The following is a 14531-nucleotide window of genomic DNA, read 5'->3' on the forward strand; positions in this document are numbered from 1 at the left end:
TTTCGAATTATTTTCAATAATTCTACATTTAAACATAAAAAAATATTTTAATGAAAGCATACGTTTTTCCAGGTCAAGGAGCACAATTTACCGGAATGGGTAAAGATTTATACGAATCTTCCGAATTAGCGAAAGAATTATTTGAAAAAGCGAATGAAATTTTAGGCTTCCGTATTACAGACATTATGTTTGAAGGGACTACAGAAGAATTAAAAGAAACGAAAGTAACGCAACCTGCTGTTTTTTTACATTCAGTCATTTTAGCCAAAGTTTTAGATGTAAAACCTGATATGGTAGCAGGGCATTCATTAGGCGAATTTTCTGCTTTAGTAGCTAATGGAACATTGTCATTTGAAGATGGATTAAAATTAGTTTCGCAACGTGCCTTAGCTATGCAAGAAGCGTGTGAAATTACTCCTTCTACAATGGCAGCGGTTTTAAACCTAGAAGATCCCGTTGTTGAGGATATTTGTGCTTCTATAGACGGTGTGGTAGTTGCTGCTAATTACAACTGTCCTGGGCAGTTGGTTATTTCAGGCGAATTAAAAGCTGTAGAAATAGCTTGTGAGAAAATGAAAGAAGCAGGTGCAAAACGAGCCTTAATTTTACCTGTAGGAGGAGCTTTTCACTCTCCTATGATGGAACCTGCAAGAGAAAAATTAGCCGCGGCTATTGAGGCAACTCCTTTTAATACTCCTTCCTGTCCTGTATATCAAAATGTAACGGCTAACGCGGTAAGCGATCCAACTGAAATTAAGAAGAACTTAATTGCTCAGTTAACAGGTGCTGTCAAATGGACTCAGTCTGTAAACCAGATGATTGCAGATGGGGCAACTAGTTTTACGGAAGTAGGGCCAGGCAAAGTATTAGTAGGATTAGTAAACAAAATCAATAAAGAAATAGCCACTTTTTCTGCTTAATCGTATCCTCTTATGGCTGAAAACTATCACGCTAATTTTTATATTTGCGTGATAGTAAAGAATATATTATTTTACAAAAATTTCTTTCAGTTGTCCTATAATATTTCCGCTTCCTGAAATCGTAATTTCACCTATTTTATCTGCTATTTTTTCGACGTATTCCATTTCTTTTAATTTCCATAACATTTCGTTTTCTTCCATTAATTTAGCTGTGTTTAACATACTTCTCATAGAAGCCGTTTCTTCACGTCTCATAATCATGTTTGCTTGGGCTTTTTTTTCGGCAACTAAAACTTGGTTCATGATTTCTTTCATATCTCCTGGTAAAATTACATCTCGAATACCTGCATCCAAAATTTCAACGCCTAATGGTTCTACTTTTGTTTTGGTTTCTACTAAAAGAGTTTGTGTGATTTCCTCTTTTTTAGTCAACAATTCATCTAAGGTAAATCCGCCTACGTACGCTCTTAAGGCTAATTGCATTACAATATACAATTGCTTTTCGTAATCTTTATTAGCTATTAAGGCTTTTTCAATAGTTGTAACTTGGTATTTCACAAAAAAGTTAATTCTTAAATTTGCTTTGTCTTTAGTCAGTATTTCTTGCCCTGAAATTTCCATTTGTTGTTGACGGAGGTCTGCTACTTTTACTTCTAATAGATTTCCGTTGTTCCAAAAATTATAAATTCCAGATTCTAAAACTTCAGTCCATTTTCCATTAATAAATAATAAGCCTTTTTCATAATTTAAAACTTCTATTTTTTGAACAAAGGATCTTATTTTAGGATGCTCTAATAATTTTTTATCTATTTTTTCAATCGTTTCAGTTGCATTCAAATCAAACCATTTAAAATCATATTGGGTACAACTTTTCCAAAAGGCGTATTTACCAGCGGTTAAAACTTCTTTGAAATTATCATTTACGTATTGCAAAACGATTTCGTTATCCTTAACTGTTATTATATTTAGTAAAGTTGCTAAATCTGGATGTTCTAATAACAAATCTAAATTCGTTGGCGGTATAAACTCATTCATCATGTTATAAGTCATAAACTGATAATGGTAAATTCCTTTCCAAAAAGCGTATTTTCCTTTTTTTAAAACACTTTGAAAATTCTTATTAACAAATTGCAATACTACATCATAATCCGCTACCTCAACCACTTCTAACATTTGAGCTAAGGAATCGTTTGTTAATAAAAGATCTAGATCCCACGTGGTTTCAAACGGAGTGCGCATATCAAAATAGAGTACTTGTAATTGTGTTCCAAACAAAAAGTGTTTTCCTTCTGTCAAGACTTTTGTTAGTTTATCATTTTTAAAAACCAAACCTACTTGAAAGGTTTTGATGTTAATTTTTTGTATCATATTTTATTTTTTTATCTGTGTTTGACTTAGATGATGTATTGGATTTTATAATGAAGACAAAAGGGCAAAGAATAAAAAGGCACAGATTTTTTTCCGCAACTGTAGTGTTACTACATTGAAGATAAAAAATGAAGTATTTTTTTAATCCAAAGTCATTTTATCTATAATAAATTTTTAATATGGGTTTAAAAATGTTTGAACGGAAGGGCTTTTATCAAAGCGGAAATAAGTAGTTTTACTGTCCTCATTTAAAAGGTTTCAAATTATTTTAGTACTCTTTTTTTGTATTAAAAAAAGCATACATTTTAATCTAAAAGCTAATCAATCGTTCCGTAAAAACGTGCCTAATTCAAGCTTTTTCTAAAGTGTTTATACCTATTTATTGGATAAATTGTATAAAGAGGTATAAACTTGTTCCGTTCAGAACATTTTTTTGAATTGAGAATCTTTTTAAAGAGAGATTCCTACTCTTTCAATAATGCTACATAAAAAATGTAGTGCTCTAACCAACTGAGCTAACGCAATGAATTGCGTATCGGATTCGAACCGATGCTTTTGATTACAGAATCCGCCATTCTTCAGCTAAAGGAAGAAATAGGATTCGAACCTACAAAATCAGTATTTTTTGGCAAATACTTAAACCATCAAATCAAGTTGCATAGTAAGTTGTAATACGCAGCAAGCGTAACTCTTACCACATTAGTGCTATACAGAAACACCCAACTGGACTTGTTTGATATTTTGATACATATTTTTTATATTTCTAAGAACTTTTTTCGTTGAACAAAGATTCAAAACAAACTACGTAATTATTTTGCGTAGTTTTTAAATAATGTTCTATAGGTTCTTTTTTAGATTAAAAGCAAGGGCTAGAATAATAATATATATATTCTTAAGACAGGAGTAAACTAGGTATTAAAAGAAACTTATTCGTGTTTTGTATGTATCTTTTATAAGTATAGATGAGGTAGACTTTCAGTATAAAAAAAGCGTCCTTTTGGTGAGGACGCTGGGAATATTTTTATTTTAAAAAGGATTGTTTATAATGCCGTAGATTCAAAACATTTGAATATCTGTTTGATGGTATATGAAATAGATCCTTAATATGGTTTTAGGACCAATTTGTTTAAACAGATGGATTGTTTTGAGGTTTTTATAGAGCAGATGTATAATGATTTTTAAAAAAGCGAAGTTTATTTGTCTTTTAAAAATAGTTCTTCTGCCGGTGTAATATCCATAACATTATAAATAGCTGTTTTAGCTATCGTTAATTGATCTAATACGTGCACTAAATTTCCATAATTGGATTGTTTAGATGATTTTACTAAAAGAATAAGTCCTTTTTTAGAATTACCCGATTGTTTTTGTATGAGAGTGTTTTTACGCATTACTTCTTTTGCTAAACCGTTATTTTTATATGAAAACCTTTTTGGTTTTTCAAGAGGTGATTCTAAAAGACCTTGATATAAAATAATAGCATCCTCTTTTAATAATATGGTACATTCTCTATTATAGGCAGTGGTTGGACATCTATCATAAATACATTTTCTTTTGCTAGGCATTCCTAAACTTAATCCGTTCGGACGTGATAAAAAAGAGGTCAACATAAAGAACACAATTAATAAAAAAGAAATACTTACCATAGCAGTAAGGTCTACTCTTGGGTTACGATTTTGGCATTTACGAGTTATAGGATTTCTTCCAAAGGAATTTCTTGTTTCGCTCATAATCTATTGTTTTTAGTTAGTATGTCTACAACAAGAACTGTACCTAATTGTTAAAAAAATCTAAAAAAAATTAGGTATATAGTGTATTTCGCATTTTAATAAGTAGGTCTTCTGCTTGGTTATAATTAGGTTTTTCTTTCAAATTTACGTTATCATAAACCTCCTCTATGGCTTGTAAAAGAGTTTCTGCGGATTGCATTAATTGATCATAATTAATTGATCCTGTTTTTATGGCTAATAATTCTTCCCTATTACTAACTCGAATCGTAAGACGAGCGGTTTTACCCATTTGTAATGCGGATTGTAATAACCTAATGGAGGCAAGGAGATATTTTTAACATTTCAAAAAATCTTCTATTGGCAAAACATTTTCTTCTCCAAACCATTTTTTGACATTCTCAATTGCTTTGTCATTCATATCTGACAATGCTAAAACAACTAAATTTTCTTTTGCTCTTGTACAACAAACATAAAATAGCTTTTGTGTTCTTTCAATAATTTTCTCTTTATCTTTTGTGTTTTCAAATAAATGTTTAAAACTGTATTTTGTCCAATCCGCATTATCTAATACAACTAAAACATTATCATATTCCGAACCTTTGGTTTTATGTTGTGTGGAATAAGGTGTAAATCCTTCTAAGTAATTATACAAATTGATAAATTCTTGGTAGGGAACTTGTGCAACCCTATCGTATATATATCCTTTGGATTCTCTAAAATCGTTTAATGGCTTGTCATTTTTGATAACGATTCCTAATTCATCTGCCTTGTCAATAACTTCCCCAATTGTGATTTTATTGTTTTTTAAAAGCTTTTCAATATTTTCTTTAAGTTGCTCTTTCTCTTTAATGCTATTTATCTTATATCCAACATTATTCTTTTTCATAATTCTAAAAAATTCAGGGAAATTTTTATTTTCATAATACGATAAAGTATGCTGAATTTTGAAAAGATGTTTAATCAAATTATCTCGTTTTGAACCTTTCTTGCTTTCTTCATCTTCTACTTCTTTTTTATCATCAATAAGATGATCCTTGTCAATATATATTTTTTTTACTTCAATAAAAGGCTTATCCCTAAGTTTTTCATACAATAATTTATTTTCTTCATTAGAGAGTAATTTGTCTTTTTTACTTACCTTAATTTTAAAATTTATGCTATTAACTATATCTTCTATTGTTTCTAAATCATTTAATTTTTTTTAGTAACATTAGACACTTTTTCCTTTAATTTGCCTAATAAGTCATTCTCGAATTCTAAAAGCTGAAAATCTTCTTTTTTTAATTTTTTAATTTTGTTAAATTCTTCGAGAGCTATTTTATTAGAAAGTATTTCTTCCATTAAATATGGTTGAGCTTTTAAATCTGATTTATTTACAACTTCGTCAAATGTCATATTTTCTTCAAAAACTAAATTATTTTCTTTGATTCCTTTTACAATGTCGGCTTTAAGCGAGAGTATCGGTTCTTTATCATAAATATTCATCAATGTTGAAAAATTTGCCTGTGATGCAATAAGATTATGGGTTAAGTTTAATTCTTTAGTGTTTTTAGAATCGTCAAAATTCCATTTTACATCAATATCAAGAGTAGAAAGATACTTTTTGAGTTTTGGTAAATCAGATTTTGTTGAATGTAAGAATAAAACATTACCTTCTTTTACATTTCCATTCGTAAGCATGTTGGGAGCTTTTAGATCTTTTGAAGCCTGCTGTGTTACCGTATCTGTGCGCAATTTATTCGCTAAATCAATCACTTTTTGAGGATTTCTTCTGTTTTCAGCTTTAATAACTTTTTTTAGTTTAGTATCTTCTTTTTTTAAATACTCATCTAAATTACCAATTCTGTCCTCATAAATGGATTGCATTGCATCACCAAAAAAACCAATTATTGTTTTGTTCATTTTTTTAGAACGAGATAAATGATTTAATAGAATTTCAACAACAAGCTTGTCGGTATCTTGATATTCATCAACAAAAATAAAATTAAACTTGTCATTGATGTTATCACAAAGTTTAGGGTAGTTAGCAAACATAGCTTCTGCCAAAATCAACAATTCATCGTGTGAAATAATGCCTTCTGTTAACCTAACAAATTCTTTATATTCAATCTTCTTCCCTTCAAAAATGGATATGTCGGGATTATCCAATTGAAAACTGGTTATACTATCATTTTTAGCTAAATCTATAACACATTTTTTAAGCTCTCTTTGAAAATTTTTAATACAATCCCAAAGAAAATCGTGTATAGTTGAAACTTTTAATTTTTTATGATTAACCCTTTCTTCGATTTCTTTTACTGCTGCATTAGTATAGGTAATACAAGCGATTTGCGCTGTAGGTTGTTCTTCCAGAATTTGTCTGATAATAGAAACCAAAGAATACGTTTTTCCACTTCCTGCACCACCACTTAATAAAAAATGGTTTCGGTTATCTATATGTTGTAAAATTTGAAAAACTTCAGGCTGTTTGTCTTTTAGTTCTAGTCTTTTCGTAACCATAATAATCCTTCTCTAATATAATTTGGTATTTGCCAATTTGAAAATTTTTCATCACTATTTAATAAGATATCTATTGCAAGTCCGGGCTTTTTTTTAACTCCTTTTTCAGCTAATTTAAATGCATCTTTATATTTTATGAATTTATTATGCCCAACATCAGTTAATTCTTGAAAAGTGTTGTTACAAATAAAATCTTGATTGATATGAAAAAAGACATCTTCAAAACTATATGCGTGATAACTTTCTTCTTCTGTTTGATAAGTAATTAATAAATTACCTAAAGCGTTTTGTTTCCATTTTTTATCAATCTCTTTTTTTAATATTTTATCTTCAAAATTTAATTTTTTGAAAAAATCTAGGTCATTTGGTGTTTTTCCAAAGTAATAACGAAGTGAAGAGTTTGATGTTTTATCTGCTCTAATATGATTAGCAGGGCATTTTTTTTGTTCCATCACAGGTGTATTATTACCATCTTTGTCTTTTTCAAACTTTAATTTACCATCTTTATCTTTTGCTTGTTCTTTATAAAAACTATCAATATCAGTTATTATTAAAGATTTTACACCAATAAAATCAATAAACTTTTCAAAAATCTGAGAATGCGCGCCAACTTCAACAATTGAAATATTTTGAGATAATAATTTAAGTTCATTTTCTGCTATTGGTTCTTCATTATCTATTTTTTGCATCATTGCTGGTAATAAAATTCTTTCGGTATCACCTTCTATAAAAATTGCTTTATCAGCAAAAAATAGTTCGGTTCTATTTAGTGTTAAATACTGTTTTAAAAAACGGTAGTTTTTCCTTCCTTCTTCTCCTTCTCTATTATATTCCTTTTCTAAGTCTTTTAAATTTTTTGCTTTAATGTCATTAATAGCTTCTTTCTTCAAATATTTTATTGTATTAAAATCTTGGCAATTCGCAACAATGTGTGAAGAGTGTGTACTAATAATATATTGAAAAGGTTGACTTTTTATAACTTTCCCATTTACATCTTTTTCTATTGGAATTCCTTTATTTAAAAGATTCGCAATGTTTTGAATAAAGACATACTGCATTTGTGGATGTGTATGGGCTTCGGGTTCTTCAATTAATAATAAATTTATACTCGCTGGATTTTCGTCTCTTTTTCGCGCAAATTCTGAGACTAAAATTTTGATTTGGAAAATCATACTGATAAGGTTCATATAACCTAAACCATTATACTGTTCAGGAAAATCGGTCTCATTATGATTATAAACTACCGTAGTATTTCCTTTCAATAACTCCTTTTGTTTTAAGTTTGAAATAATTTTGATTATGGATTCTTCTTTTTTTATGCCTCCAAACTCTCTTACAGTATCAATTGTTTCACTAAATAAATCCTTATAAACTTCACTTAATTTTTCATCTGTTTCTTCTATTGCCTCATTGAATTCTTGGATTTTTTCTTCATCAGCATCATTTTTCTCACTTCTTTCATATATTTCTGATGTTTGTGTAGATAAGGTTTTATCGTTATCCTTATTTGTTACTCCTCTTTTAGCATCTATATATTTGAAATTAATGATGTCTTTCAAATTATTTTTGAGCTTGCTTTTTTCTAAATCATTAAAATTTGATTCAAGGATTATATTGTTATCATAATCGTAGTCAATACTTTTCCATCTTCTTTTAAAAAATTTGTCTTGATTGGTTTTGAAAAAGTATTCAAAAGTTTTGGCTAAATAATTTTTCTTTTTAGCTACCTTTTCTTTTTCATTATTAAGAAAAGATTTATACTCTTTTCGCATTTCTTCATAATCATTGAAATGCAAAGAATATTCATAACCCAAAACAATCTTGTTGTGATCAGGTTCTAAATCCATCATTAAATCAAAGATTGTACTGGTATTATCATCTCCATCATAGAATAAAACTAATCTTAACTTGATGCCGTAGAGGGTTTTGTCATATTCCTCTTTATCTTCAATTTGTTCAGGACTTGTAATGAGACTTTCAATTTCTTTTTTATAGTCTAAATTAAAATCTTCCGCTTTAATTTTATCGCTTTCGCTATTGATAAATTTTTCTAAGCACGTTAAAATAGAAGTCTTTCCTGTATTATTTTTTCCTAATACTAATGATAAAGTTTTTTCTAAATCTAACTTAAAGTCTTTTAGCAACCTGAAATTACTAATGTGTATTGATTCTATTTTCATTTTGTTTTATCAAACTTTTAAAAACCCATCCAATTCCTCCGCCATCTTCTCATCACTTCCCAAACTATTCGCATGTTCTTGGTTAAAAACCACCGTTTCCTGCAAAAAATCAGTAATCAAAACCTCTTTTGGGTGCAAATACTTTTCGTCTTGGTTGGCTTTTATTTGCATTAATTCTTTTATTTTTTCTTGTAGGTTATGTGGTGCTATAGGCAATAATTCCATAAAATCTACTGGCGGAAAACGGTTCTTTTCTATAATCCATTTTCCTGCTAGAGCCGTACGCAAAGCGTAGAAATAACTTTTGAGTTTTACTTCTTCGGCTTGGCATACTTCCATGAAATTTTTGGTGGTTCCCAAATAATGATGCAAACACGCCACTGGCGAAAAACAATCTTTTGCCAAGGCTCGCATTTGGTTTATAAATGTTTCATTTTCATAATACACCACAGGCGAAGACAACCATTCCAACAAAGGTGCATTGGATTTTGCTAATAACCTTACGGTTTTCCGTAAGTCCCAACCGCTACCGTCTAAATTGTCGGTGGTCATAAACTCGATGGTATCAGGTTGTTCCCAAAGGGATAGGTAATAGTCTAAATCGTGTTTGTAGATAAAACGAATGTCATAATCACTATCGGGTGAGGCAAAGCCCCAAGCACGACTGCCTGATTCGACCGCATAGAGGATTTCTACACCTTTTTCTCGTTCGATTTCTTTTAGTTTGTTTAGTGTATTTGTTTGCATGTTTCTCAAATTTAATAAAATTAATACTATAAAACCGTATAGAAATATGCGGTTTGTTTCTAAATATTTATCTAAATGTTTTCCCAATTTAAACTACGAAGTCTTACTGTCGCTAAGGGAGGATTTGAACCTCCGTATTTGGTTACACCTGACAGGTTTTGTAAACCATCAGTGTAAAAATTAATCCTCACGACTCCCGTCATCGGCCATACGAACCATTTTAGGCGTGAATTTTGCAACCACATCAACTAAATCTTGTTGTGATGCCATCACTTGGTTGATATCTTTATAAGCCATAGGGGCTTCGTCTAAACCTGCACCAATAAGGGTTACGCCGTGATCTTTCAAAATGGTTTGCATATCACTTTGGGTAATACTTTTAATAGCTTGGGTTCTGCTCATTTGTCGGCCTGCACCATGCGATGCCGAATTAATGGCTTTTTCATCTCCTTTTCCTCTAACCAAAAAACCTGGTGCTGTCATGCTTCCAGGAATAATTCCCATGACTCCTTTTCCTGCAGGGGTTGCTCCTTTTCGGTGTACAATTACTTCTTCTCCGTTATAGATTTCTTTCCAAGCAAAATTATGATGGTTTTCTACTTTGGCTAAAACCGTTGCTCCTAAAGCTTTTCCTATTTTATCATGAATAATTTCGTGACATGCTGAGGCATAATTACCTGCCAAATTCATGGCTATCCAATATTCTTGACCTAACTCAGAATTCAAATCTAAATAGGCTAAATTTTTCGCTTCGTGGGGCAGTTTACAAACTTGCTTTGCCATTTTTGTATAATGTCCCGCAATGGTTGCTCCAAATCCTCTTGATCCTGAATGTGTTAAAAGCGCCACATATTTTCCTTTTGGAATATTTAAAACAGCATCGTCTTTTTCAAATTCCATGATTCCAAATTCAACAAAATGATTTCCACCACCAGAAGTTCCTAATTGCGACCAAGCTTTATCCTTTAAATTATTTAAAAAGGCATTTTCATTAAATGCTTTATTTTCTAATACGTGATGATCACTTTTGTATTGTCCGTGATAACCATGACCGGCACCAAATTTAGAATGGGCAACTAATTCTCTTTTAAATTTAGCTTCGTTTTCATAATAAAACAATTCTGGAATATCATAGACTGATAATGCCATTCGACAACCAATATCCACACCAACACCGTAGGGAATTATCGCATTATTTGTGGCTAAAACTCCTCCAATAGGCAAACCGTACCCTTGATGTGCATCAGGCATTAAGGCACCAGCCACAGTAACAGGAAGTTTCATGGCAATTTCCATTTGCTTTTTTGCGCCTTCCTCAATGTGTTTTTCTCCGTAAAGTGCAAAAGATTCTGGAGTTGGATTTAACGAAATGAAATCTTCAGGCTTTTCATTGGCTTGTTCTATCAGTGCCGAAGCCAACGTGCTGAAATTTTTATCTTCTAGGTAGTTTTCTGGTGATTCCAAAACTTTTTTATAATTTTCGATCATTTCTTCGCGAGTAAACCCTAATCGCTTTTTATTTATTTTTAATGCAACTCCTAATGCTGAACCAGATTGAAAACCTAATGCTAGTAAGTCGTTTCCGTTTATTGGTGTATTCATAATTTTTTCTTTTGTGAACCTGATGATTTTTCGATGAAGCTATCAGGCTAATTATTTTCTTTTACAAAGATTTTAAATTAAGTGCGTAGTTATTTTGCGTAGTGAAATTTAGTTTTTATTTTTGGTAAAACAACAATATGTATTTAGAACATATCTTTTCCGAATTATTACTTAAAATAGGCTTTAATCAGATAGAAACAACCTCACATTGGGATAATTTACAAAAGGGTTACACACAAAAATCAAGACATTATCATAACTTAAATCACCTACAAGAAATGATAGTATGTTTTGAAAAATATAAGGATTGCCTACAATTTCCTCATGAAATTTTATATTCTATTTTTTATCACGATTATATATATAAAGCTACAAGTAAAGAAAATGAATTAAAAAGTGCGGAATTTGCTGTTTCAATTTTACCTACAAACACAAAAATTAATAAGGACTTGGTTTTTGAAATGATATTGGCGACAAAATTGCATGAACATAGTTTAGTGGAAGACATAAATTGGCTAATTGATTTTGATTTGAAAATCTTGTCAAAAGAGTGGAAAGATTACGAAGTTTACTTTAAACAAATCAGAAAAGAATATCGAATCTACCCCAATTTTATGTACAATCCTGGTCGAAAAAAAGCATTAGAGCATTTCTTGGAAAAAGAAACCATCTATTTAACAAAAACTTTCCGAATGCAATATGAAAAACAAGCAAGAGAAAATATTAAAAGAGAAATTGCATTGCTTTGATAACGGAACACTGAATACTGAAAAAAAATGGCTCAAAACAAAAACGCCCTAATTCGATATAAAACCATCGATAAATGTTTACAAAACAAATATCGTATGTGGACACTTGATGATTTAATAGAAGCCTGTTCTGATGCGTTGTATGAATATGAAGGAAAGGAAAACTCCGTAAGCAAACGCACAATTCAATTGGATATCCAATTGATGCGTAGTGAAAAACTAGGCTACAATGCGCCTATCGAAGTCTATGATAAGAAATACTATCGTTATGCGGATGAAGATTTTAGTATTACTGATATTCCGTTAACAGAAACTGATATTAATGTTTTAACAGAAACGGTTTCGATGTTGAAGCAATTTAAAGATTTTTCATTATTTAATGATGTTTCGGATATACTGCAACGTCTTGAAGACAAAATTTACGCTGAAAAAACGCATACGCAACCCATCATTCATTTGGATAAAAATGAGAATTTGAAAGGGTTGCATTTTTTGGATGCAATTTATCAAGCCATTGTTAAAAAAGTGGTTTTAATTATTACTTATAAATCATTCAAATCTAGAGAGGCGCAAACTTTTAATTTTCATCCATTTATTTTAAAAGAATTTAATAATAGATGGTTTGTTGTGGGGAAGAAAAAAGGAAGCCAACCCATTTCAAACTTGGCTTTAGATAGAATCATCACAATTGATTACGATTTTAGCATTCCTTATTTAGATTATTCTTTTGATGCTGATGCTTATTATAAAAACGTCGTAGGTGTTACGGTAAATAAGGGCATGCAAGCTTGCGTCATTCAGCTTTGGGTGGATGCTTATAATGCACCCTATGTTATTACTAAACCGATTCATACCACACAACGCATTATTCAGCAAAATGAAGATGGTAGTATCATTGTTAATTTATTTTTAAAAGAAAATTTTGAATTAGAACGTATCATTCTTGGGTTTGGTGCCAGTATGAAAGTATTAAAACCAGAGCGTTTGCGTAAAAGAATGAAATTTATTCTAGAAAAAGCACTTGAAAATTATCCGTCTATTTTGGCATGATTTTCTTTTATTAGTGCCATATAGTTTGTTTTACATATTGTTCTATTTTTTCATCAAACGACATAGAGATAGCCTTTTTGCACCCAAATAACTACGTTATCTCACTTCGTCTTGTAACCTTATTGCTACCAATTAGAAGAGTGATGAAAGAATGAGTAGAAAAAGAGAATTACTTTATATTGAGGCATTATGCCTCTATCATAGAAGTAAAAAAATAGACGTTAAAGAAGGATTTACATTATAATTCTTCTTGTTTATCTTGTATTCTAGGTGAGCTGAATAAACTAAAAACGGATAGATACTATAGAGGCTGTCTTAAAATATTCCAATTGTTTTATCTTATTGATTTACTTCTACCTGACCAGTGTAGGATCAAACAAGTGTAGGATCAAAACCAATCGCATCATATTGATGATGTGACTAATTAATTATTGGATATTTTCAGGACAGCCTCTTTTTATTTTATTTAAACTAGAGCTTCTTTTATTCGTTTAATTGCTTCTCTTAAGAGTTCTTCGCTAGTAGCGTAAGATAAACGAATACAGTTTGGGTTCCCAAAAGCATCTCCTGTTACGGTGGCTACGTTAGCTTCTGCTAATAAGTACATAGCAAAATCATTAGCGTCTTTTATTTCTTTTCCTCTTAGGATTTTTCCAAAGTATTCGGAAACATCTGGAAAGAAATAAAAAGCACCTTCTGGCATTGTAAGTTTAAATCCTGGAATTTCTGATAATAGTTGATATACAATTCCTCTTCTTTTTTCGAAAGAGTCTACCATATATTTGATAGCTTCTGGATTAGCTTCTACGGCGGCTTTTGTTGCGCGCTGAGCAATGGTGTTAGCCCCACTAGTAACTTGCCCTTGCATTTTTGTACATGCTTTAGCAATAAATTCGGGTGCTCCAATGTACCCCATTCTCCATCCTGTCATGGCAAATGCTTTAGCCACTCCATTTACCGTAATAACATTGTTTTCCATTCCTGGAATAGAACCTATGCTGTAATAATTGCCTGTATAGTTAATATGTTCGTAGATTTCATCTGAAACTACGTAAATATTAGGATGTTTTTTTAATATTTCTGCTAATGCTTCTAATTCTTCTTTACTGTAAATAGAACCTGAAGGATTACAAGGCGAGCTAAACCACATCATTTTCGTTTTAGGAGTGATGGCGGCTTCTAATTGAGCGGGAGTTATTTTAAAATTAGAGGCTACTGAAGTAGGTACTTCTATAGGTGTACCTCCAGAAAGTTTGATTATTTCAAAATAGGATACCCAGTAAGGAGCTGGCAAAACGACCTCATCTCCATGGTTTAACATTACTTGAGCAATATTGTATAATGATTGCTTAGCTCCTGTAGAAACTACAATTTGAGCAGGTGTATAGTGTAGATTATTGTCTCTTTTAAATTTAGCACATATAGCTTCTTTTAGATCTAAATAACCTTCTACTGGTGGATATGCAGAAAAATTATCATCAATAGCTTGTTTTGCAGCTTCTTTTATAAAATCAGGTGTGTTAAAGTCGGGTTCGCCTAAACTTAAACTGATGATGTCTTTTCCTTGTGCTTTTAATTCTCTTGCTAAAGCAGCCATTGCTAAAGTTTGTGAAACAGCTAGGCTATTAATTCTTTCTGATAAAATGTTGTTCATTGTGTTGAAATATTATTTAGTTATCAATCCTTATT

12 protein-coding genes are annotated in these 14531 nt (G+C 31.0%); 3 read left to right on the plus strand and 9 right to left on the minus strand.

The features are described 5' to 3' along the window. The first annotated feature begins 50 nt into the window (after nucleotides 1-50). The gene (fabD, locus tag B0A78_RS02135) at nucleotides 51-920 is read left to right on the plus strand and encodes an ACP S-malonyltransferase (RefSeq protein ID WP_065213763.1); all 870 of its coding nucleotides are present in this window, start codon (nucleotides 51-53) and stop codon (nucleotides 918-920) included. A 66-nt stretch (nucleotides 921-986) separates the two neighbouring features. On the opposite strand, the gene B0A78_RS02140 is transcribed toward fabD, so the two are convergent. The 8 genes from B0A78_RS02140 to B0A78_RS02175 form a co-directional block, all read right to left on the minus strand. Further along, complete coding sequence (locus tag B0A78_RS02140) at nucleotides 987-2288, minus strand: slipin family protein (protein WP_014164736.1); 1302 nt, start codon at nucleotides 2286-2288, stop codon at nucleotides 987-989. A gap of 1193 nt (nucleotides 2289-3481) precedes the next feature. Then, nucleotides 3482-4015: an ExbD/TolR family protein gene (locus tag B0A78_RS02145; protein ID WP_014164737.1), complete on the minus strand. Its 534-nt coding sequence runs from the start codon at nucleotides 4013-4015 to the stop codon at nucleotides 3482-3484. 70 nt (nucleotides 4016-4085) lie between these two features. Next, nucleotides 4086-4304, minus strand: coding sequence for a hypothetical protein (locus tag B0A78_RS02150; RefSeq protein WP_065213762.1), 219 nt, complete (start codon nucleotides 4302-4304; stop codon nucleotides 4086-4088). 45 nt (nucleotides 4305-4349) lie between these two features. Next, the gene (locus B0A78_RS02155; protein WP_097609330.1) at nucleotides 4350-5108 is read right to left on the minus strand and encodes an ATP-binding domain-containing protein; all 759 of its coding nucleotides are present in this window, start codon (nucleotides 5106-5108) and stop codon (nucleotides 4350-4352) included. Nucleotides 5109-5206: 98 nt separating this feature from the next. Beyond that, a complete protein-coding gene (locus B0A78_RS02160; protein WP_097609331.1) occupies nucleotides 5207-6514 on the minus strand; it encodes a UvrD-helicase domain-containing protein in 1308 nt (435 codons plus the stop codon). Beyond that, nucleotides 6496-8694 carry an ATP-dependent nuclease gene (locus B0A78_RS02165; protein ID WP_097609332.1) on the minus strand — a complete coding sequence of 733 codons (2199 nt, stop codon included), beginning with the start codon at nucleotides 8692-8694 and terminating at the stop codon, nucleotides 6496-6498. Before B0A78_RS02165 ends, B0A78_RS02160 begins: the two co-directional genes overlap by 19 nt. Nucleotides 8695-8703: 9 nt before the next feature. Then, complete coding sequence (locus tag B0A78_RS02170; RefSeq protein ID WP_065213965.1) at nucleotides 8704-9441, minus strand: nucleotidyltransferase domain-containing protein; 738 nt, start codon at nucleotides 9439-9441, stop codon at nucleotides 8704-8706. A gap of 180 nt (nucleotides 9442-9621) precedes the next feature. Further along, nucleotides 9622-11043, minus strand: coding sequence for an RtcB family protein (locus B0A78_RS02175; RefSeq protein ID WP_065213759.1), 1422 nt, complete (start codon nucleotides 11041-11043; stop codon nucleotides 9622-9624). Nucleotides 11044-11180: 137 nt separating this feature from the next. Between B0A78_RS02175 and B0A78_RS02180 the strand changes: the two genes are divergently transcribed. After that, the gene (locus tag B0A78_RS02180; protein ID WP_065213758.1) at nucleotides 11181-11792 is read left to right on the plus strand and encodes an HD domain-containing protein; all 612 of its coding nucleotides are present in this window, start codon (nucleotides 11181-11183) and stop codon (nucleotides 11790-11792) included. A gap of 27 nt (nucleotides 11793-11819) precedes the next feature. Then, nucleotides 11820-12842, plus strand: coding sequence for a helix-turn-helix transcriptional regulator (locus tag B0A78_RS02185; RefSeq protein WP_065213757.1), 1023 nt, complete (start codon nucleotides 11820-11822; stop codon nucleotides 12840-12842). 466 nt (nucleotides 12843-13308) lie between these two features. Here the strand turns inward: B0A78_RS02185 and B0A78_RS02190 are convergent, their stop codons facing one another. Beyond that, nucleotides 13309-14496, minus strand: a complete 1188-nt coding sequence (locus B0A78_RS02190) for a pyridoxal phosphate-dependent aminotransferase (RefSeq protein WP_014164745.1) — start codon at nucleotides 14494-14496, stop codon at nucleotides 13309-13311. Nucleotides 14497-14531: the final 35 nt, after the last annotated feature.

The organism is Flavobacterium columnare NBRC 100251 = ATCC 23463, assembly GCF_002530675.1.
Taxonomy (GTDB): domain Bacteria; phylum Bacteroidota; class Bacteroidia; order Flavobacteriales; family Flavobacteriaceae; genus Flavobacterium; species Flavobacterium columnare.

Excerpts from the sequence above, each read along its gene's own strand:
- B0A78_RS02180 (WP_065213758.1), top strand. The coding sequence starts at position 11,181 with ATGTATTTAGAACATATCTTTTCCGAATTATTACTTAAAATAGGCTTT.
- fabD (WP_065213763.1), top strand. The coding sequence starts at position 51 with ATGAAAGCATACGTTTTTCCAGGTCAAGGAGCACAATTTACCGGAATG.
- B0A78_RS02160 (WP_097609331.1), bottom strand. The coding sequence starts at position 6,514 with ATGGTTACGAAAAGACTAGAACTAAAAGACAAACAGCCTGAAGTTTTT.
- B0A78_RS02145 (WP_014164737.1), bottom strand. The coding sequence starts at position 4,015 with ATGAGCGAAACAAGAAATTCCTTTGGAAGAAATCCTATAACTCGTAAA.
- B0A78_RS02190 (WP_014164745.1), bottom strand. The coding sequence starts at position 14,496 with ATGAACAACATTTTATCAGAAAGAATTAATAGCCTAGCTGTTTCACAA.
- B0A78_RS02165 (WP_097609332.1), bottom strand. The coding sequence starts at position 8,694 with ATGAAAATAGAATCAATACACATTAGTAATTTCAGGTTGCTAAAAGAC.
- B0A78_RS02150 (WP_065213762.1), bottom strand. The coding sequence starts at position 4,304 with ATGGGTAAAACCGCTCGTCTTACGATTCGAGTTAGTAATAGGGAAGAA.
- B0A78_RS02170 (WP_065213965.1), bottom strand. The coding sequence starts at position 9,441 with ATGCAAACAAATACACTAAACAAACTAAAAGAAATCGAACGAGAAAAA.
- B0A78_RS02175 (WP_065213759.1), bottom strand. The coding sequence starts at position 11,043 with ATGAATACACCAATAAACGGAAACGACTTACTAGCATTAGGTTTTCAA.
- B0A78_RS02185 (WP_065213757.1), top strand. The coding sequence starts at position 11,820 with ATGGCTCAAAACAAAAACGCCCTAATTCGATATAAAACCATCGATAAA.
- B0A78_RS02140 (WP_014164736.1), bottom strand. The coding sequence starts at position 2,288 with ATGATACAAAAAATTAACATCAAAACCTTTCAAGTAGGTTTGGTTTTT.